Here is a 20,356-nt window from a genome sequence, read left to right on the forward strand (position 1 = left end):
AGGAGTGGACAAGCATGAAACGGAAGGCTTCCTTTCTGCTTCTAATTCTTACACTGGTCTCGCTTCTGACTGGCTGTTGGAACCGCAAAGAGTTGAATGAGCTTGCAATTGCTGTTGGTATGGGAATCGATAAACAAGGAGATCAATTCCGGGTTTCTGTCCAAGTCGTAGATCCTGGAGAAGTATCTACCAAGAAAGGGACAGGCGGGCGGGCCCCCGCCACGTTGTATACATCGGAAGCCGATACCGTATTTGAAGCGGTCCGAAAAATAACAACACTAAGCCCTAGAAAAATCTATTTTCCCCACCTTCGCATATGCGTGATCAGCGAGTCGATGGCTATGGAAGGAATAGCAAAGCCCCTAGACTTCCTGTCCAGGGACCATGAATTTCGCTCCGATTTTTACCTTGTAATTACGAAAGGCGCAAGTGCGGAGGATACGCTCAAAATCATGACGCCTTTGGATCCTATTCCAGCAGACCAGCTATTCTCATCCCTGGAATCGTCGAAAAAAAACTGGTCCCCCAGTACAACGGTAACCTTAGACCAATTAATGGCCGATCTCATAAGTGAAGGAAAGCAGCCCATCTTGACTGGACTTCAGATCGTTGGAGATCAAAACTCTGGAGATACAAAAAAGAATGTCGAAAAGATCTCCCCCCCTACTCGCCTACAATTTTCTGGGATTGCTGTATTCAAAAAAGACAGATTGATCGGCTGGTTAAATGAAATTGAAAGTAAGGGTTACAACTTCATCCTCGATAAAGTGCAAAGCTCTGTGGGATTTGTAGACTGTCCCAAAGGTGGCAAAGTTGCCATGGAGATGATCCGGAACCATACCTCTATGAAAGGGAACGTTTATAGGGGGGAGCCCCGGATCAATATTAACCTCCAGATTGAGGCCAACGTGGGGGAAGTCGAGTGTAGCGATCTGGATCTGACTAAGGTGAGCACGATTTATGACCTTCAGAAGAGAGGCGAAGAAAAGATAGCAGGAGTTATGGAGTCGGCGATCAGAAAGGCTCAAAAATCGTACAAAGCTGACATTTTCGGATTCGGTGAAGCCATTCACCGCAGTAACCCGAAGGCTTGGAAGTCACTGAAACAAAATTGGGATGATGAGTACTTTCCAGAACTGCAGGTGAACATCAAAGTCGATTTCAAGATTCGACGCTTGGGTACGAATGGAAGCTCATTCCTGAATGAAATTAAGAAGTAGGCTGCCACATCGTATCATTTTACCATGCGAAAGGAGGTGATTAATGATGCTAACCCGTATGGCGGGCATACTGGGAATAATGCTGTCCGCTGCTGTGATCATGATTCTCGAAGTCCCCTACATGTTGAGAAAGAGGTTAAAAAAGGAGCTATGGGTGTTTTCCATCCTGCTCCTCCTTGGGGTGGGGATCAGCAGCGCCAAGGCATTGCAATGGACTATTCCCACCCCTTTAGATTGGATTACAGCCGTGTATAAACCATTCACCGAGTTTCTAACCCGTATCGGCCTAATAAAATAAAGACGAGGTGAAAGTAGTGTCTAAGCAAGTTAAAATCTCCGGACGTCAATTTATGGTCTTAACGACTTTATTTACGATCGGCAGCGCAATCCTGATCATTCCCTCAGGTATGGCCTTCCTGGCCAAACAGGATGCATGGATCGCCGCGCTCGTTGGCGTAGGAGCTGGTTTTCTCCTCGTATGGATTTACAACACGATAGCGACCCTTTATCCACGGATGACATTGGTTGAGATCATTGAAACCCTTCTCGGAAAATGGTTAGGCAAAACCATTTCTCTTCTGTTTATCGTTACTCTTTTCTTGAGTGGGCCTGCCGCAGTCTTGTATGATGTAGGAAATTTTCTAACCACCCAAATCATGCCGGAAACGCCGGCTCAATCCGTGAATATTCTTTTTGCGGTCATTATAGTCATGGGGGCACGGCTTGGAATTGAAACGTTCGCCCGTTCTGCCGAACTATTGTTCCCCTTATTTATTCTTCTTTATATTTCTTTGGTTGTTTTAATTGCGCCTGAGATCAAACTTGAAAATGTCCAGCCCGTGTTGGAGACAGGAATAGGACCGATCTGGCCTGCTGCGCTATCCTTTATTAGTGTTTTGTTTCTACCCCATATCATTTTGTTAATGATTTTTCCAACTGTGAATCGTATCGATAACGCCCGTAAAGCTTTTTTCAACGGAAGCATGTTTGGCGGGCTGATGATGGTCCTGATTGTTGCATTGTCGATTTTGGTTTTAGGACCTGATTTAACGGCAAGAAGTATATTTCCAAGCTATTCGTTAGCCCAAAAAATCAGCATCGGCAATTTTCTGCAGCGTATTGAAGCCATCATGGCCGTCATGTGGTTTATATCGCTCTATTTTAGGGCCACTATATATATATACGTAATTGTGTTGGCCATAGCTCAAATTTTTAATTTGAAAGATTATCGGCCTCTAATTTTACCTCTCGGAATGATCTTGGTTGTCATGTCGGTCGTCATATATCCGAATGTTCCTTACCAACAAACGTGGGATGGGACAGTATGGTTATCTTATACGTTATCTATAGGGCTTCTTTTGCCTTTACTGCTGCTCTGTATTCATATGGTACGAAAACTATGGTCAAAGAAAAGAACAGAATCCAAAAGATAAATAACATCTATTATTCGGCAGCTGTAACAACCATCCCGATTCTTGCCGGTATTAATCTGGAGGTTAACCACCAGGGAATGAAGAAGAACCGACCACTTTTTGATGGCCGGTTCTTCTTCATTATTACCTTATAGAGATCTCAATATTATGTCTCTTGTACCGCATGTGCGTGATCCGGCGCTTTTTGGTTCATGATCGGCACCATGACCAGTGCGCCAAGGAAAAATAATAGTCCTGCCCCGCTATAGATCGTACCCAGCGAAAAGGCATCCTTCAGCGCGCCGGCGAAAGACATGGAAATGACCATCATGCCAACGAACATCGGATTCAGAACCCCATTCACCCGGCCGACAATGGAGCTGTGTGACCATTTCAGAATCATTGTACTGATCCCGATATGAATGCAAGGGAACACAAGCCCATTCAGAAATTGAACGGTCAGCGTGACCGGAACACTTGTCGAATACCCGACAATAATTGTGCAGACCGCGCCAGCCAGCATACCAATCGCCAGAAGAAGCTGCGGCGGAACCCGTTTTGCGAAGACGGCTACGACTCCGCCACCAATAAGCATGGCAGCGCCGTTCACCATCAGCAGATATTGCAGGAACTCCTTGCTTTTGCCCAGACGCTCCGTGACGATGAACAGGTTGAGAGCTTGGGCTACCCCAACAGCGAGTCCCGCGAGGATAAAGGCGAGTCCGAGCATACGCAGCACTTTGCTATTCCAGACATAGCGGAAGCCTTCAATGAACTCTTTGCGGAACTGCCCCTTTGCAGCGTCCGTTTTGGGTTTCAAATTATCCTCTGGGAGGCGAATCAGAACGAGTGCTGACAGCAGAAAGACTACGCCCATTATGGCAATCGAGGTTTCAAGGCCAAACGTGCTGTAAACGAAGGTGCCGAGCATAGGGCCAAGCACCATAAAGATGGCCATGAGCGATTGGAATAGAGCCATCCCTTGCTGCAGCTGTTCTTCCGCCACATGATATTTAAACAATCGCATGCTTGAGGGCTGGGAGAATTGCGAGAGAATCGCCGAGATGAAGGCGACAAGGTAGACGGAATGCCAAGAACCGTAATGTACAGTCAGAAGCACTGCGAATACCGATACCGCAGATAATAAATCGCACCAGATCATCGTCCGCTTCGGCCTCCAGCGGTCGGCAAATGTTCCTCCGATGAACGAAAAAACAAAAATCGGTGCGAATTCTGCTACGCTGATTAGCGAGATGGCGTAGGGATCATTGTTTGTTCTATCTGCAACATACAGGAGAATAGCAAAATTACGGACCCAAATGCCGATCTGCAGCAGCACGCTTGATAATAGAATTGTCTGCAGGAACCGATTGCGGAGCAGGCTTGGTGCAGTGGTGCTTTTTTCTTGCCTATTCAATTTTATTCAACCTCCCATTGTCTGCAAAGATGCCATTTTGATTAACGGTATGACTCTCCCTTCATAGTCTCACCTTTTCGTTTGATCTAAGTCATTTTTGTCAATTATATTATATTTAAATACCTGATATTTCTTATTTTTTGCTATGTTGAGTAAAAACTAATATATCTAGCAGACTGGCTTCATTCAAATCCAAACATCCCGCCAGTAAATTTCTGGCGGGATTTGAAATCTTCAGCGTGTATGTCCGATTACCATGAGGCCGGAGAGCCGCCGAGTATTTTTGAAGGATTACACTTTCTGAGTGATTGCACTTTGTACAATAGAAAGCTGTGAGTTCAGCGGCGAATCGCATTCTGCTGTATCTCGTGCAGCAGATTTCTTGATTTTGAGCCAAAAGCGCCTTTTCTGCCCGAATCTGCTGTACAGAGTGCAACAGATTCGATTTTCCCGCTGATTTAGGGATCATCAATTGTATAAAGTGCAATTGAATGCCGGCTAGCCCACTCTGAGCTTCAAATCGTTTCGATCAGGGGCAGCTTCGGTCTGACCGGCCGGTCTATCCTTTATTGACCTTGTACACTTTTGCCGATATAACTTCAGTATATTGAAATCGTCGGTTGCCGTTCACCGGCTGTTCTCGTTGAATCCAGCTTATACAACCGGTGCAGCAGCACTGCCGCCTCGGCTCGGGTCGTACCGGAACGGGGCTTGAACATGCCTTGAGCCGTGCCTTGCAGAAGCCCGGCTCGCTGCAAGCTTATCACGCTCTCCCTTGCATAACCCGCAATTGAGCTTTCATCACTGAAGACTTCCTCCGGCGCCTTCTGCATGTACATACCGTTCAGCCCGGCTACCGGGATTAAGCGGTACACCATCACGGCCAATTCCTGCCTGCTGATTGGATCGTTGACCCCAAACGAACCGTCTGTCCGGCCTTCGGCAATGCCCAGCAATTGCGCAGCCGTCACCGCCTGATAATACCAGGCACTGTTGTCCATATCGGTCAGCTTGCGATGGCCAAGCTTTTCAGCGGTCTGTTTCCCGCTCCCCCTCTCACCTGCTGCTTCCCTGCCAGCCAGTGCCAACTGTCCGCCAGGAATGGCGTCGGCGAGGTCAAAGATATTCATCAGCAACATTGCAAATTCCGCCCTGGTAATTTCCGCCTCTGGGGCAAAACGTCCGTTTCCCGGCCCGCGCAGCATACCTTTTGCCGCCAGCTCTTCAATACTTTCTTTTGCCCATGGCACCGTACCAATGTCGCTAAAGCTAAGTTCATGGTACGCCGCACCGAAGGGCTGAAGAGTTTGCAATTGAAAAGTAAGCTTGTCAAAAGAGGGATCATACCGCCCGTACCGGACAATCTGAGGGGTTCCGTCATCCAGGAGAGTATAGGCCACCACTTTGCCGGGCTGTTGATCCGGCTTCAGTGCATACCCAAGTTCCAGCAGTACACCGTTCTTCACCGTGCTTACTGGTTGGCCATCCAGCTTCAGCAGAAGCTGATACGCCGGGCTATACGCCCATCCGGCAGCAGCATCTCCAATCCCGGACTGCTTCACTTGTGACGCCTTGCCAAAAAACAGCTCCAGCATGGATGCGTTTCCAAATTCTCGAAGTGTATCTGCCCTAAGCAAAATGTCGGCTTCTCCTGCCGCAAGACGTAAGACGTCCAAGTCGCCCGACTTTTCATGTAGCGCAGTCTGCAGTGTCCGCAGCGGAATTTCCAGGCGGATTGAAGCTGGTTCCGGCGGCAGCACGGCCTCTAAAGTAAGAATGCGGCCAGACATTGGGCTGAGCGCAGCAGCAATCTCCCCTTCGGTGAAACGGATTACCGCTTCTCCTTCTGCATTAACCTCAGGTATCGCCTTCAATCGGCCCGGCTCCACTTTAACACCTGAGGCCGAGGCGGCTATTGCATCGCGCCAGGTGAACGGCATTCCGCCCGTTTTCGGATCCTCCCCCGGCTTTTCTTCCTCAGGCGACCCCGCATCTGTGCCCGGAGATTCCGGCACTTCCTCCCGCTCCTCCACTTTGAAGCCGTACACGGCAGCCTCCTTAGCTGCTTCACTGTGCGCTTGCAGTTCGGCAGTCCCCGGGTTCACTGCGGTCAGCCACACGCTGGATGATCCATTCTCCGGGTGATATACCGCTTCCGACACAGTGGCAACCTTAGGATCACTGACAATGAAGCGGACCGGACCTGCCGCGGCTTCCGCTGGATGTACCGCAGCGGTCACCTGGAAAGAATCGCCGGGATACAGCACAGGCGGCAGCTGATAGGTGTCCATTGTGACACTTGCATCTTCCATCTGCGGAACCAGCCGCACCGTAACCGAGGTCTGCACCTGACGGCCGAAACGGTCTTCCGCCGTCAGTTCAATCCGGTTCATGCCTTCCGCGAGCGGAACGGTGAGCCGGAAAACGTTCAAATAATGAACACTGTACGGGGTCTCCAGGTCTTTTCCGTTATGCTTTACCTTTAGGATGACGCCTTCACCCGTTCGCCCTGTTATCTCATATTCCGGCCCCGTTGAGTTCCCGCCGGACTGATCCAGTTGCAGCACCGGAGGCGGTGTATCCGATACGGTCTTGGCAGTATTCGCATGTGTAGCTCCGTAAGGATCGGTTGCGGCCAGCGAAAATTTCACAGCATCGGCAACCGTCGTATTTGTCCCGTTAGTTGTCAATTTGACAGAGTTGCCAGTGCCTGCGGCGAGCGTATAGGTACCGATATACACCCACATGTTGTCATTGTTAGTCTGGTGGATTCTGGGGGCTGTATCTTTTCCTCCCTCATGGGTAATCTCCAGCGGAAGATTATAGCCCCGGTTCGGGCTGGCGTTCCACAGCATATAAACGTTGTATTGCCCGGGTACCGTGACATACGGTGTCCACTTCGCCCATTTGCCGGCCACATTGCCGTCGTGCAAATAATCTGTGCCAAACCGTGACGCCGACCAGCTGCTGCTGGTCCACTGTCCATCCGAAGCAAACCCGCTGTCCCGGTTGTCCACGATAATATCCAGCCGCTCGTCCGCAGGGGTAACTGCCTGGACTGGCGCCGTGCTGCCCGAGGAATTTCCCGAGCTGTCCACAGCCTCAAGTTTGTAATAATAAGTGCGTTTCTCCTCGATGCCTGACCGGTCCGCATAGGAATTGGAGGTAAGCAGCGAGGCGATTTTATTGGAGGCATCAGGGGTGAAATCGGCCGCAGTGCCGCGGTACAGATTATATCCCATCAGATCGGGTTCGGTATTGGCTTGCCATTCCAGCATAATACGGGATGCGGAGGTATCTGTCACCCGGAGGCCCTGCGGAAGGGCCGGAGCCTCCCGGTCCTCTCCTTTGGTCACCGCCCGGACGTGGGCACTGGCAGCGGAAACATTACCGGCATAATCCAGCGCCTGCACTTGAAAGGCGTACTCCGTCTCCGGTGTTAAACCCGAAATGCTGTAGGAAGTGCCAAACGTATCAGCGATGAAGGTACCATCTGCATACGACACCCGGTATCCTTTGATGCCCGATCCGGCATCCGTGGCCTGGTTCCAGCGCAGATCCACACTGGTGCGGCGTTCAATCGCAACTTCTAAACCTGCCGGTGTGGAAGGCGCTTCTTTGTCGTTCTCGTATACGGGTGCTTCTGTCTCTGCCGATTTGGCGCCGTACAAAAGCCCTGTGCCGTTGGTGCCAATGTACACTCTACCGTGCACTTGCCGGTCCCCTGTCATCGCGTTTGGATCATTGCCGGGAAAAAAATCGTCATCGCTTATCTTTATCCAGGTTACACCCATATCGTCCGAGCGGAAAATCGCCTCTTCGGCATATCCCGCTACTTTGCCGTATACGAAGACGGCAGGGTTAAGACGGCCGGGAGCATTTTTGCCAAAGCTGAACAGGAACGCCCGTTCTACGTTGGCGATTTTGCTGAAGGAAGCGCCGGCATCGCCGGAGCGGTACAGCCCTTGATCCCCCAGGCCGACCCATACCTCACCCATGGCACCGGGAGCGGCTTGCACGGTATGCCAGGCGACAGACTGTCCGGGCAGCGAAGATACCTGTGTCCAGGAGGCTCCCCCATTGGTGCTGCGGTAAAACTTGCCAGATTTGTCGTAAGCGTAAAAATACTGGCCATTGACCTTATCTGAGGATAATGGCTGGTAATAGTTGCCGAAGACATCACTTCCGGCTTGCAGCTCCGTGGGCAGGCCGCTGCTTTTTACCCAATTTGCGCCGCGGTCCCGCGAATAATAAGCGGCGCTTTTTTGCGGAATCCACACCATGCTGTTCCCGTCGGTTGCTGACACAGCCACTTTGCCGCCTTGGACGCCTTTGAAGGGCAAGGACGGGAACGCTTTGTAAGTTATCCCGCCGTCCAGTGAATATCCCCCGTTCCCGGGATCAGGCAATGAGTCGCCGTTCCAGCCATATGTGCCCACTCTGACCGTAAAATCCGGCTGCGTCTCCTGCACATCAATACCTGTAGTGGTCAGCAAACGGATGTCCCCGCTTCCGGTAAAATAAGTAGACACCGGAAACTCCGTCAACGAAAAATGGTCAAAACCTCCGTTATCGGCAATACCGCTGTGGAGAAGTGCTTTTCCGCCGGGCGGACTGACCAGATTACCTACGTTTACTGTCGTTTCCAGTCCTGAAGCATAATTAGTCCAGACGGAAGACGCTGCTCCGATATTGTCTGTCCGCCACACATAATACCAGTCGCCCATCCAGACACGCTGGGGATTAAACGGGTCAATGACCAGCGATGAGGTAGCTGAAGACCAGTGCCAGTCCGGAATCCAGGGTGTCGTAATCTCCCGCTTAATGTTCCCCTGATCCAGAGAAAAAGTTTTCCAGGTGGCTCCGCCGTCCTCCGAACGGTAAATCGGATTTTTGTGGTCATCCAGTTTGCGTGAAGTCATGATAACGTTTGGATTGGCCGGATCGATCGTCACCGGACCAAAGGCCTTGCCTTTGTCGGCCGCAGGTGTAATATCCTCCCAGGCGTTTCCGGTCAGTCTGGCCAAACCGCCGTCATGGGTAATGTACAGCCGCCCGCCGCGATCAAGTGCAGCCCGGAGCGGCTTGGCTGGACTGCCTTTCAGCAGTGACCAGGTAGCCCCGGCGTCCTTGCTTACGTACACCCCTGAATTATAAGCGCCTGCATAAAGGGTCTTGCTTGGAGATCCTTTGCTTCCGCTGGCTTGATCAAAAGCGATGAAGGTAATCCCGCTTTTGCTTGTGTCGGCGAAGGACGGGAATGAGCTTACCTTGACCCACGAGCCGCTCTCTGCCGCGCGGCTGCTGCGGAACAGCCCCTTGGTCCGGGAGCCGAAATACACCATATTGCCGTCATTGGGGTCTACGGCAAGCCGTTCAGCCGTACGGGCCGGCCCGTTGGCGAACATCGGCACATCTGCTCCATCCGCCTTCAGGTTGGTGCGGGTCCACGTTTCCCCACGGTCAATTGATTTGTAGATGTCACTAGGCTTCCAGTAATCGTATTTGCCGAGCGCGGCATATACAATATCGGGGTTGGACGGGTCAATAGCTATGCTTTCCCCGCCGTACAAATTCACTTCGCTGCGGTCGGCAAAGCCCACAAGTTGCTTCCAGCGCTTGCCGGCTTCCTCCCAGCGGTAAATGCCGCCTACATCAGTCCGTATGTAGGCCAGATTCTTCTCGGCGGGATGCACCAGCAGCCCAGTCACATAGCCTCCCCCGCCAATGGGAACATTACTCCACGCATACGGCTCTGCTGCTATCGCTGCTCCCGCGTCTCCCGGTAGTTCGGCAGCCCGGCCCGTTCCCGGGCCCCACACCAAAGTAATCACCATTGCCCAAACGAGCAGCTTGCTAAGTTTCTGCCTTCTCCGTATTATTTTCAAATGATTCCCCCCTATTGCTGTTTGCCAGGAAATAAAGCGCTTTCCATAAATGTTGCGGCAAACCGTCATCCCCTGGATTCACCTTGAATCTTAACAAAAGCAGCCTTCCGCAATAATCATCAAATCTTGTGTCCTGCATGAACAAATCTAATTTTGCTGCGGTAAAGGGTACGTGATCTGGAACGAAATGTAATTTGAATCAAACAGAGCCTTGACCTCCTCCCATTGAAGACTCGTGAACTAATACTATGTGCTCAAAGCAAAAAAAGCCGCATACATGCGGCTGGAATAAAGCCAATATAGGCTGCCGAATGGGGACGGCAGCCTACCTCCTTGAGACTGGTTACGACGTAGTATGTTCCGCACCATACTCGCTGGAAAGCTCTTTCAGCGACTTGATTTTACCATGGGGCTGCTGATCCTGCTTGCGGGACTTCCACTCAGCTTCTTTTCTTTGCTTCGGCTGGCTCATCTCGGTAGCCTCCTCTGGAAATGCATCATGTATACTACAGTAAATAGGATGCTGAATATTGCGTTGATTCATACGTATAAGTTTGCTTTCATATTTCATACTCCACGGACTTCATTTACCACTGAACATTAAAAGGGTCTGTCCCAAGCAGCCACTTCATGGCTTTGGGGCAGACCCTTTCCTAAATCACTTATTAGTCTCGATTCAAAAACGTCCGGGTCCGCTCCAGCCTTGGGCTGCCAAAAATCTGCTCCGGTGGTCCCGATTCGGCAATTTCCCCGTTGTCCATGAAGAATACACGATCCGCCACATCGCGGGCAAAACTCATCTCATGCGTGACGATAATCATCGTCATGTTCTCTTCCGCAAGCTGGCGAATGACACGCAGCACCTCGCCGGTCAGCTCGGGATCAAGCGCCGACGTCGGCTCGTCAAACAGCAGGATGTCCGGGTTCAACATCAGCGCTCTGGCGATAGCTACCCGCTGCTTCTGCCCGCCCGACAGCATGGATGGATATACATCCGCCTTATCGGCGAGGCCCACCTTGGAGAGCAGCTCCTTGCTTTTGGCGGCAATCTCCTGAGGGTTCCCCCGCTTCAGTGTTCTGGGAGCAAGCTCCAGATTTCCCCGTACGCTGAGGTGAGGGAACAGATTAAAGTGCTGAAACACCATGCCCATGGTCGCGGTAATCTCTCTTATGTCTGTATTACCGGCATATTTGCCGTTCTCTATAAGCGGCTTGCCGTGGATATAGATGCTTCCTCCGGTAACTTCCTCCAGATGAACAAGACTGCGCAGCATTGTGCTTTTTCCTGAACCGGAAGGCCCGATCACCGCCACGACTTCTCCCGGGTTCACAGCAAAGGTAATCTTTTTCAGCACATCAAGGCTGCCAAAAGATTTCTGCAATTGCCTAACTTCAATCATACTACTCATAGTTGGACAGCCCTTCTACTCAAATTTGAAACGTTTCTCCAGTGCCTTGAAGAACAGCGTTAGTATCAATGTCATCAGCAAATAAATAACACCGGCTACTACAAATGGGGTTACCGTAAAATCACGGTTCACCGCCGTCTTCGCGTAATTCAGCAGCTCCGGTACGGCTACAGCGTAGAGCAAAGCGGTGTCCTTGACCAGGGTGATGGACTCATTGGCTACCGCAGGCAGAGCAACCCGGAACATTTGGGCAAGAATGACCTTGCGCAGGGTTTGCCATTTGCTGAGCCCGAGCACCTGGGCGGCCTCGTGTTGCCCTTTGTCAATCGACAGCAGCCCGCCGCGGAAAATCTCGGCAAAATATGCCCCATAATTAAGAATAAAACCAAGGCTGGCCGCGACGAAGCGGTCCAAAACAAGGTACTGTCCAATGACCGGAATCTGCGGCAGGCCGAAGCAGAAGAACAGCAGCTGCAGCAGAAGCGGAGTTCCGCGCATGACGTAAATATACGTGTGTGCAATCCACGCCAGCGGCTTAATGGAGCTTTTGGCCATCAGCGTGACCAGCATCCCGAGCGGAATGGACAGCACGATGACAATCAGGAACAGCAGGACGGTTGTCCGCGCGCCTTCCAGCATCGGCCCGGCAATTTTTATAATATAATCTATATTCATTTCTTCAACCGACTCCTAAAGGTAACTATCTATAAATTGAACTTGTGATTTTTCTATTTCGGGATGGGTAGTTACTACAGAGAATGTTTGGACTTCCGGCCACTGTTGTCTGCAGATTTCTTGATTTGTACCGCTGTTCGCGGTGGAAATCCGCAGACAAAGGCGGACGCATTCGCTCCTACAGTTCCAAACTTCTCTTTCGCCACTTATCCCTATTTGTATATTCTCAAGTTCAATCTATCTAGTTCAGTACTTTATTCTCTCCAAACCACTTTGTTGAAATTTCAGCAGCCGTTCCATCACTGCTTAATTCATCCAGAGCCTTTTGCAGCTCTGCCAGCAGCGCTTCATTGCCTTTCTTAATGCCGATGCCGTATTGCTCAGGAGCCAGCGACTCATCCAGCAGCTTATAAGTGCCCTTCTCCTTGGACATATAATATCTTGCCACCACTTCGTCAATGACCACTCCATCCAGCCGTTTGGACTTCAGATCCGTCAAGGCAAGCACATTGTCCGGAAATTCGGATACATTGGCAATCTTTGCTTTGAGCGGACTGGCATCCAGGGCATCGGCAGCGGACGACAGGCTCTGCAGTCCGACTTCTTTTCCGGCCAGATCATCCAGCTTCACCAGTGCCGAATCCGCCAGCACGACGACAACCTGGCTGTTCTCCAGATAAGGCTTGGTAAACAGCACCTTTTCCTTGCGCTCGTCCGTGATGGTGTACCCGTTCCATATCATATCAATGCGTCCGCTGTTCAGCTCCGATTCCTTGGCCGACCAGTCAATCGGCTGGAAGGTAACTTCTTTGCCCATTTTTGCCGCCGCCGCTTTCGCATAATCAATGTCAAAACCGACAATTTCATTGTTGTCATCCCTGAAGCCCATCGGAGCAAACTTATCATCTATACCGATCACCAGTTTGCCATCATCCCCCTTTGAACCGGAGCAGCCTGCTATCGCTGCAATTGCCATAACTACCAACAGAACCAATAACCCTTTTCGCTTCATCTCTCTACTCCCCCTAGTAAATAACAACAAATGCATCAATCACTTTAGTTCGTTAACACGTTATCAGTTTATCATAATAACATATGATGTGAGCGTCGTCGATAGAGAAGAGAAACACTTCTGTGTCAATTAAGAACAAAACGGCTGTGCCGTCCTCCACGGGACAGCGCAGCGTCTTGGTTCTAGCGCTACCTAGAGAACGACTCCCCATAAATCCTACGGCAACTCTTTAAGTGGAATAAGGGACACTAATTTGCCGAAGTACCCTACCCTCGGGCAGATGAAGTGGAAAAAGGGTCACTAATTCAGCTCATTTCGCCATTGGACCAAAAATGTAGCCCAATTTATACGAAAATAACTTTGTCGCTTCACAGCTCGAAAGTAAATTTTGCTTTAAAGATCCCCTATATCGGAACTTCATTTTTTTAAAAAGTGGGTATCATGTAATAGGTGTCAGTTCCACTTGGTAGCCTAGCTTTTGAAGTTTTTTAATCAGGTAATTTGCGGTCTGCTCTGGGGTGTTCAGATATTCCGTCCCCAGCTCGGTATAGGGGACTTTATCCCGAAGCATCACATACATGATTCGGATCATCGCATGGGCTAAAGCGACGATGGCTTTCTGTTTTCCTGCCCGTTTCACGATCCGACTGTACATAGCGGAAAGCCGATTATTCTTGGACTTGCTCGCTGCCCAAGCGCACTGGACGAGTACGGCTTTCAGACCTCGGTTCCCGCGTTGGTTCTTTTTACTTTTTTTTTACCGGCGCTCTCATGGTTGGCTGGACACACCCCGACCCAAGAGGCCAGATGAGCTTCACTTGGAAAAGGAGACACGTCGGTACCCAGTTCCGCCACGATGCTCGCCGCGGCATCCGTGCTCACGCCTGGAATGGTATCCAGCAGTTCAATTTCCTTCCTGTATGGTTGCACCAGTTCCTCAATTTCAGCTTCCAACGTCTGCATTTCACTCTCCAGATACTGCAAATGATCCCAATGACGCCGGATCATCTTCCGGTGATGCAGACGTAGTCGGCCGTTCATCGCTTCGACCAGTGAAGGCACCTTCATCTTCAGCCGGGTATGCACCAGCTTGCGGACCTCATGCACCTCCAGCACTTCGCCATTCACAATCGAGTCCAGTAGCGCACGACCGGAAACGCCAAAAAGATCGGAGACATACGTGGTCAGTTTAATGTTGGCATCTTGTAGAATTTTGTGAATCCGGTTCTTTTCTTGCGTCGCGTTTTGCTTAAGCTTGCGCAGATACCGGGTAAGGTCACGCAAATCGCGGATGGGCTCGTCCGGGACAAAGCTTCCCTCAATCAAGCCGCAGCGGTGGAGCTTGGCGATCCACTCGGCATCCTTGACGTCGGTCTTCTTCCCGGGCATATTGCGGATGCGTTGCGGGTTGGCCAGCGTGATCGTACAGGTGCTTTCTAGAATGTTCCACACGGGTTTCCAAAAGACCCCTGTACTTTCCATGGCAATCTCGGTACATCCCTGCTGCTCCAGCCACTCCTGTAATCTCAAAAGCTCGCGGGTCGTGGTTCCAAACGTCTCGATCACGGACTTGGGTTTCTTCTCCAGGGGGCCACTCAGTAGACAAACCACCACCGTCTCCTGATGAATATCCAACCCGGCACAGCGTTCACGAATGGCATCCATATTCCCTACCTCCAAGCTAAAAGTATGCGTGGATCATGCAACCTAAAGAGGTGAAATTTTATACACGTGCTCGTGGCAACACTCGGCGATCCTCGTCGTTGCAGTTGGTCAGATTAGGTTACGGGATGTTTCACCAATATTGAATCGACCTCTGATCCACAGCACGATTTTACCAAATATATACTCTGACTTCACCTGATTTTCATGACCGACGGTGGCCGCCAGGCCATGGGTGATTAGGTTTACTTTTTCCACTTAACTCTCAAAATTTCTTAATTTTCGGAAAAATAAGTTCCCTTTTTCCAACTAGCACCTGCGAAGAAGCCGGTAAGGACGGATCGCCTATTCCTTCGCGATCGATCCGCAGCCGTTACGGACAGGAGAGCCGTTATGGATAGAAGATTCGTCTATTCCGCAGGGACAGACTGAGATGCCTTTATTTGTCCCTTTCCCCTTTATTCCAGGCTCCATCGAACGATATAACGGCTCCTGTGTCCGTAACTGCTGAAAAAGTAAGGTTTTTGGCAAAATAAGGGCTCCTCTGTCCGCTTCAGTCCACGGATGGAGCCCTATCCTCCTGCATCGCTTATATCCTGTGAGGCTTCCAAGATATCCACATTTTTTCACACTGTATTACAGTTAAAGGGGAAGTCAGTTCCCCCAAAACATAAGAATTCTTATATTTTAAAAAAAGCCAGCGCCTGTATTTTCAGGTCAGTGGCTTGAAATAGTCCGCAACGACCTCCCGGAACTCCAGGGCAGTCTGCGAGATGTAGCGTCTCTTGTGCCATAATAATGCAATCTCCCGCACCAATTCGTGGTTCTCTACTTGAAGATATTGGATTTGGTCACGTGAGTTTCTTGCCGTGCTTGGTATAAAAGCGATGCCGATTTCCGCCTCCACCAGAGCGCTCAGCCTTGCAGGTTCATCCCCCTCATATACATATTTGGGTTCAAAACCAACCGATTTACATATCCTGTCTGCTAAATCGCGGGTGCCATAACCTCTTTTTACACCGATAAACGATTCATCCTTAAGCTCTGTCAAAGATACGCTGGTTCGTTCAGCCAGCCGGTGCCCTTTGGGAACAGCAACAAGAATGGGGTCATTGTAAACGACTTGACATTCAATGTCCTCCTCTTCGACGGCGGGGGATGACAAGCAGACATCAACATCTCCTTGGTGAAGCAGCTTAACCATTTCCTGCGTGGCCAGCATTTGCACATGAAATTGTACATGGGGCCGCTTTTTACGGAACTCCCGAAGGATATGGGGCAACGCGCTCGCGGCAGTCACCGCCAGTTCGAGCGTACCTTGTTCCGGGGAGGATAGATCCCTTAGTTCCTGCTTTCCCTGCTCCAGTTCAAACAAAGCCCTTTCTGCCCTGTGGAGGAATTTGTTCCCGTACTCATTGAGCCGCAGCTTCCTCCCTACCCGGTCGAACAGAGGGACTCCCAGATCTTCCTCCAGGCGTCCAATCGTTTTGCTTAGTGAGGATTGGGTCACGTGCAGGCTTCGTGCGGCTTCGGTCACATGCTCCAATCGGGCTACTACGAGAAAATATTGCAGTTGAAGAAGTTCCAATTCACACCCTCCATTCATTCCTTCAAGTCCATGAAATCATAACATAAAAGGCGTTGGAATAAATGATCAATTTCAAGTACGATGACATCAATACAACTTAGGGAGGACTAAAAATGAATGCTCGCAGCAGGTGGTTGCTGATTTCCGTGGGTCTCGGGGTACTGTTGAACCCTTTAAATTCTTCGATGATTTCCGTTGCTATAGCAAGGCTGCAAAATGTGTACCGTCTCGATTTTACTGAGGTATCCTGGATTATTTTTTCTTTCTACATTGCAAGTGCGGTCGCCCAGCCTATTATGGGGAAGGCCAGTGATTTATTTGGACGCAGAAAAATATTTCTGGCAGGCCTTGTTGTAGCTTTCGTCGCGTCATTAGCAGCTCCGCTGGCTCCAGGCTTCGGGTGGCTCATCGTGTTCCGGATTGTGCAATCCATCGGAACAAGCATGATGGTTTCTGTAGGAATGGCTATTGTGCGGGTTCATATTACGGAGAAACAAGCGTCTGCGCTGTCAGTGATGTCCATTTTCCTATCGGGAGCGGCAGCAATCGGACCCTTTATTGGCGGGGTGGTTATCCACTGGTGGGATTGGCATGGTATCTTCTTCGTCAATATTCCATTTGCAGCGGCAAGCTTTCTATTAGCTTGGAGGGCCATTCCTAAGGACGAACCGCCCGTGGCCGCTCTGCGCAACATGTCCTTCCGTCAATGGATAACCATGATAGATGCGCCGGGTATCCTGCTTTTTGCAGCGGGTCTGGTTGCCCTGCTCGCCGGGTTGCTGTCAGCAAAATCCTCCGGCCATATTTCATTTGGACATGTTCTGACCGGAGGGATTGGCCTGATCGCATTGGTTGCTTTCGTACGGCATGAGTTAAAAGCGTCCTCACCCTTTATTCCGGTGCGTACGTTCGCCAAATATCCGGAGATGGCCCGGGTCAATGTCGAATTTATACTCGTTAACGTACTATATTACTCACTGTTTTTCGGGCTTCCTTCCTACCTGCAGATAGTGCGCCATGTCAGCGAATTCCATACAGGAATTCTCATGCTGAGTCTGGGACTATGCTCGCTCATTGCTTCTCCCATAGCAGGGCGATGGATCGATAGATCGGGACCAGGGCCGGCATTGTTTCTGTCCGCGATATTAATGGCCTTGGGGTCCGTATGGATCGTGACAATGAATCAAAGCTCGCCGGTAATCAGCGTCTGTGTGGCTTTAGGCGCATTCGGTATTGGCAACGGATTGAATAGTGTCGGTATGCAGGCAGCCTTGTTCAAAAGCGCTCCAAAAGAAATCATCGGAGTAGCTTCGGGAGTATTTATGACCTCAAGATACTTGGGAACTATACTATCCTCATTGCTGCTGGGCATCGTGATGGGCGATACCTTCAGCGCTGGAGGGTTTCGGCTGCTTGGGGTTATTCTCTCGGCAATCGCCTTGGTCTTAGTATTTATGAACTGGCGGCAAAGAGAGTCGAAGCCGTTGCAATAGCAGCAGGTTCAGCAGGGGTCCGCAAGCTGATAGATGTGGATGCGAAAGGCTTCCATATTGGAGAAACCCTGCATCTGTCTGCGGATAGCCCTTACCGTCGCTTCAGGAACGACAAGCTGGAGGCCGCGTAAACCGCAATTCATCGCATAACGATCCATGACTCCGGTCACCCGGACTTCGGCATAACCCCCGCCAGCAGCAAAAGAAATGGTCTGCGGATAAGCAACGTCGTCCGTCTCTCTGCTTAATGCCTTCCTCCGGCCGTTGTACAAAACGCCTTCAGCGGGAATTGCAAGCTCCGCACCACCTGCCTGAAGCTGCTCTGCCGCAAGCAGCATCAGGCTGCGTTCTTCCCCTCCCCTTTGTCCTCAAAATATCGTCGGCACCATTCCCCCATCCATACGGATAGGAGAACCTTTAAATGCGGAAGCATAAGGGCTGCATACAAATGCAGCCAGCCGTCCTATTTCAATCGGCTTAATAAACCGCTGAATTTCAGATTGTGGCAGGTTGGCAGTCATAAATTTTTTCTCTTTTTCGGAAAAAGTCATATCTTCATTAGCGTACACACCATCAATGATTTGCCGCACATTTTCAGAGAGTGTTGGTCCGGGCATGATCGTATTGACTGTAACTTCTGTTCCTCTTGTTAATTTGGACAAGCTTTTTGACAAAGATAAGAGCATCGATTTGGTCATGGTGTACTGCGGCATTTGCCCTGAAGGCATAATGGCTTCTTCACTCGCAATAAAGATAATGCGGCCATAATCTTTTTTCAACATTTTAGGTAAATAAAATTTGGATAATCCATTTGCCGCCAGAACATTAATGCGAAAATATTTTTCCCATATTTCATCGTCAACGTCCTCATACTGCATAATTTCATAAATCCCCGTGTTGTTAACCAAAATATCAATATCCGGGTATTTTTCAAATAAAGCTTCTCTTTGCCGGGTATCCACTATATCAGCTGCAGCATTTTGAGGAGAGGTAGCCGGGAAATTGGACTTCATTTCATTTACCGTCCGTTCTGCCTCTTCATAACTCCGTCCGTTAATTAGTACATTAACACCTTCTTTAGCAAGTTCAACGGCAATTGCTTTACCTATACCTTTCGTTGATCCTGTAACTAAAGCTGTTTTATTGTTTAAACCCATATCCATAATTTATTTCTCCTTCATCATTGGAAATATGTAATGATCAGCTCCTCTTCGAAATCGCCCATTACAAGTGATTATGTTACCTTGTCAGGTTGATTCAGTAACTAGCGCATTGCGCCAAAATTCTTGTTTTACACGCCAATTCGACGGAGTATCACCTTCCCAAAGCCGGAAGGCGCGGTAAAACGAGTTCTGGTCTGCATATCCAATCATAAACGCAACTTCTTTAATATCGAGCGAAGAGTCTGCCAAGTACTCCAGTGCCTGCTCATGTCTGGCTTGTGTTAACAAATGCTTAAAGGTCGTATTTTCGTCAGAAAGCCGGCGCTGCAAGGTGCGGTCGCTTATTCCCAGCTCTTTCGCAACAGCCTGAATATCGGGCCGTCCTCCGGTAAGGCTGCGTTTCATGATCCATTTAACCATCCCGGAAATTGAGCGATTGCGCTGCTGTTCACCCAGCGACCGGTCCAGAGCCGGAGTCAGAATCTCCAGCAACTCTTCGTTGTATGAGACAAAGGGACGGTCCAGATCTTTTCGGTGCAGTGTCAACCGGTTGCATGGTGCACCCATCCGGACAGGACAGCCGAAGTATGCTTCAAGGGTCTGTACATCGCCCATATCATCCGAGAATTCGACGATGCGCGCTGTCAAAGGCAGACCTGTCCCCCGTCGCCCAAGCTCCAAAAGATAGGCTAGTGTAATACCCATCAACATCGGCGGACCGGGTTGCTCGGTGCACAGCCATTCCAGTGCGATGGTACAGCTCTCCCCCTCCTCGGTGATACGCAAGTTTTCTGGAGGACACAGTTGTTTGTAGCGGGCCATTCGGTTTAGAGCATCCCGGTAGTCACGGGCGTGGTATGTTGCTAAGACAGTCGGCGGGTACTTCGCGGTTTCAAAACCTGCCGCAAGCTCGATGATCCCTTTGGCAGTGTCACCAATGAGATCGGAATAAGCCTGCCAGACCGCGAAATATTGGGCGGTGGTGACTGCAGGTTCAGCAATAATTGTGAGCGGCTGCCCTGCTTTACGAGCTACATCGTGGGCAGCAATCCCTAAATGACGTAATCCTGCCCAGAATCCCGGCGGGATTTTAATAGAGTCAGAAGACTTCATACACCCGGGCCTCCTTTAGCTTTATTTTCGTTTTGGTTTCCATCACACAGTCTACTACGAGACCGTGGTTAATGCATTCATGAAAACCTCACCCTTGCATCCCAGTTTATCATTTTTTTGCAGGAACTAATGCGGGCCTCTTATGCCCGATCCGGGAGCAGAAGGTTTTTCACACCAAAAAAACCGGGCTTAAGCGTGAGCTTAATCTCCCGGTCTGGTTAAGCGTTATGCGTGTACGTTTCTTTGCCTGCATTGCCATGGCGGCGGGCCTGATCAACTTTTCTACCCGCCTGCGCAAATGTAG

The 20,356-nt window shown here is 50.1% G+C and carries 16 protein-coding genes and 1 pseudogene; 5 read left to right on the plus strand and 12 right to left on the minus strand.

Going from position 1 to position 20,356, the window contains the following annotated elements; all coding sequences use genetic code 11:
• Positions 1–14 precede the first annotated feature (14 nt).
• From PRIO_RS17725 to PRIO_RS17735, 3 genes are read left to right on the plus strand one after another with little or no spacing between them, the layout of a single operon-like run.
• Entirely contained in the window at positions 15–1,220 is a 1,206-nt protein-coding gene (locus PRIO_RS17725; protein WP_046503884.1) for a Ger(x)C family spore germination protein, read from the plus strand.
• 43 nt (positions 1,221–1,263) lie between these two features.
• Entirely contained in the window at positions 1,264–1,518 is a 255-nt protein-coding gene (locus PRIO_RS17730) for a hypothetical protein (RefSeq protein WP_020433944.1), read from the plus strand.
• Positions 1,519–1,534: 16 nt separating this feature from the next.
• Positions 1,535–2,653, plus strand: a complete 1,119-nt coding sequence (locus PRIO_RS17735) for a GerAB/ArcD/ProY family transporter (RefSeq protein ID WP_020433945.1) — start codon at positions 1,535–1,537, stop codon at positions 2,651–2,653.
• A 145-nt stretch (positions 2,654–2,798) separates the two neighbouring features.
• Here PRIO_RS17735 and PRIO_RS17740 read toward each other — a convergent pair whose 3' ends face one another.
• From PRIO_RS17740 to PRIO_RS17775, 9 genes are all read right to left on the minus strand, one after another.
• Positions 2,799–4,049 carry an MFS transporter gene (locus PRIO_RS17740; RefSeq protein WP_020433946.1) on the minus strand — a complete coding sequence of 417 codons (1,251 nt, stop codon included), beginning with the start codon at positions 4,047–4,049 and terminating at the stop codon, positions 2,799–2,801.
• A 599-nt stretch (positions 4,050–4,648) separates the two neighbouring features.
• Positions 4,649–9,937, minus strand: coding sequence for an S-layer homology domain-containing protein (locus PRIO_RS33975; RefSeq protein ID WP_167345638.1), 5,289 nt, complete (start codon positions 9,935–9,937; stop codon positions 4,649–4,651).
• A gap of 343 nt (positions 9,938–10,280) precedes the next feature.
• Positions 10,281–10,409: a DUF6254 family protein gene (locus PRIO_RS36865; protein ID WP_020433949.1), complete on the minus strand. Its 129-nt coding sequence runs from the start codon at positions 10,407–10,409 to the stop codon at positions 10,281–10,283.
• 193 nt (positions 10,410–10,602) lie between these two features.
• Positions 10,603–11,346, minus strand: a complete 744-nt coding sequence (locus PRIO_RS17750; RefSeq protein ID WP_039791169.1) for an amino acid ABC transporter ATP-binding protein — start codon at positions 11,344–11,346, stop codon at positions 10,603–10,605.
• A 15-nt stretch (positions 11,347–11,361) separates the two neighbouring features.
• Positions 11,362–12,021 carry an amino acid ABC transporter permease gene (locus PRIO_RS17755; RefSeq protein WP_046503887.1) on the minus strand — a complete coding sequence of 220 codons (660 nt, stop codon included), beginning with the start codon at positions 12,019–12,021 and terminating at the stop codon, positions 11,362–11,364.
• 241 nt (positions 12,022–12,262) lie between these two features.
• Positions 12,263–13,033, minus strand: a complete 771-nt coding sequence (locus PRIO_RS17760; protein ID WP_046503889.1) for an amino acid ABC transporter substrate-binding protein — start codon at positions 13,031–13,033, stop codon at positions 12,263–12,265.
• A 439-nt stretch (positions 13,034–13,472) separates the two neighbouring features.
• Positions 13,473–13,688: a hypothetical protein gene (locus tag PRIO_RS36870; protein ID WP_052741404.1), complete on the minus strand. Its 216-nt coding sequence runs from the start codon at positions 13,686–13,688 to the stop codon at positions 13,473–13,475.
• Positions 13,689–13,750: 62 nt separating this feature from the next.
• On the minus strand, positions 13,751–14,698 hold the full coding sequence (locus tag PRIO_RS17770; RefSeq protein ID WP_046501296.1) for an IS110 family RNA-guided transposase: 948 nt from the start codon (positions 14,696–14,698) through the stop codon (positions 13,751–13,753).
• A 709-nt stretch (positions 14,699–15,407) separates the two neighbouring features.
• Entirely contained in the window at positions 15,408–16,283 is an 876-nt protein-coding gene (locus PRIO_RS17775) for a LysR family transcriptional regulator (protein ID WP_020427941.1), read from the minus strand.
• Between the two features lie 113 nt (positions 16,284–16,396).
• Here PRIO_RS17775 and PRIO_RS17780 point away from each other — a divergent pair, with 113 nt between their 5' ends.
• Positions 16,397–17,776, plus strand: coding sequence for an MFS transporter (locus tag PRIO_RS17780; protein ID WP_020427940.1), 1,380 nt, complete (start codon positions 16,397–16,399; stop codon positions 17,774–17,776).
• Between the two features lie 8 nt (positions 17,777–17,784).
• Here PRIO_RS17780 and PRIO_RS17785 read toward each other — a convergent pair whose 3' ends face one another.
• The 3 genes from PRIO_RS17785 to PRIO_RS17795 all read right to left on the minus strand — a co-directional run bounded on the left by PRIO_RS17785 (position 17,785) and on the right by PRIO_RS17795 (position 20,052).
• A complete protein-coding gene (locus PRIO_RS17785) occupies positions 17,785–18,114 on the minus strand; it encodes a hypothetical protein (protein ID WP_020427939.1) in 330 nt (109 codons plus the stop codon).
• Positions 18,115–18,144: 30 nt separating this feature from the next.
• Positions 18,145–18,939 (minus strand): SDR family NAD(P)-dependent oxidoreductase, encoded by a 795-nt coding sequence (locus PRIO_RS17790; RefSeq protein WP_046503893.1) that lies wholly within the window; start codon positions 18,937–18,939, stop codon positions 18,145–18,147.
• Positions 18,940–19,023: 84 nt separating this feature from the next.
• Positions 19,024–20,052 carry an AraC family transcriptional regulator gene (locus PRIO_RS17795; protein ID WP_046503896.1) on the minus strand — a complete coding sequence of 343 codons (1,029 nt, stop codon included), beginning with the start codon at positions 20,050–20,052 and terminating at the stop codon, positions 19,024–19,026.
• Positions 20,053–20,200: 148 nt separating this feature from the next.
• Here PRIO_RS17795 and PRIO_RS37480 point away from each other — a divergent pair.
• A pseudogene (locus tag PRIO_RS37480) lies at positions 20,201–20,345 on the plus strand (DUF2306 domain-containing protein); the annotation flags it as partial.
• Between the last annotated feature and the right edge of the window lie 11 nt (positions 20,346–20,356).

The sequence above is a fragment of the Paenibacillus riograndensis SBR5 genome, assembly GCF_000981585.1.
Classification (GTDB): Bacteria; Bacillota; Bacilli; order Paenibacillales; family Paenibacillaceae; genus Paenibacillus_AQ; species Paenibacillus_AQ riograndensis.

What these genes read in the sequence shown, in the direction of transcription:
- PRIO_RS36865 (WP_020433949.1), bottom strand. Translation starts at nt 10,409, where the DNA reads ATGAGCCAGCCGAAGCAAAGAAAAGAAGCTGAGTGGAAGTCCCGCAAG.
- PRIO_RS17730 (WP_020433944.1), top strand. Translation starts at nt 1,264, where the DNA reads ATGATGCTAACCCGTATGGCGGGCATACTGGGAATAATGCTGTCCGCT.
- PRIO_RS36870 (WP_052741404.1), bottom strand. Translation starts at nt 13,688, where the DNA reads ATGTACAGTCGGATCGTGAAACGGGCAGGAAAACAGAAAGCCATCGTC.
- PRIO_RS17755 (WP_046503887.1), bottom strand. Translation starts at nt 12,021, where the DNA reads ATGAATATAGATTATATTATAAAAATTGCCGGGCCGATGCTGGAAGGC.
- PRIO_RS17725 (WP_046503884.1), top strand. Translation starts at nt 15, where the DNA reads ATGAAACGGAAGGCTTCCTTTCTGCTTCTAATTCTTACACTGGTCTCG.
- PRIO_RS17760 (WP_046503889.1), bottom strand. Translation starts at nt 13,033, where the DNA reads ATGAAGCGAAAAGGGTTATTGGTTCTGTTGGTAGTTATGGCAATTGCA.
- PRIO_RS17770 (WP_046501296.1), bottom strand. Translation starts at nt 14,698, where the DNA reads ATGGATGCCATTCGTGAACGCTGTGCCGGGTTGGATATTCATCAGGAG.
- PRIO_RS17780 (WP_020427940.1), top strand. Translation starts at nt 16,397, where the DNA reads ATGAATGCTCGCAGCAGGTGGTTGCTGATTTCCGTGGGTCTCGGGGTA.
- PRIO_RS17785 (WP_020427939.1), bottom strand. Translation starts at nt 18,114, where the DNA reads ATGCTGCTTGCGGCAGAGCAGCTTCAGGCAGGTGGTGCGGAGCTTGCA.
- PRIO_RS17795 (WP_046503896.1), bottom strand. Translation starts at nt 20,052, where the DNA reads ATGAAGTCTTCTGACTCTATTAAAATCCCGCCGGGATTCTGGGCAGGA.
- PRIO_RS17750 (WP_039791169.1), bottom strand. Translation starts at nt 11,346, where the DNA reads ATGAGTAGTATGATTGAAGTTAGGCAATTGCAGAAATCTTTTGGCAGC.
- PRIO_RS17790 (WP_046503893.1), bottom strand. Translation starts at nt 18,939, where the DNA reads ATGGATATGGGTTTAAACAATAAAACAGCTTTAGTTACAGGATCAACG.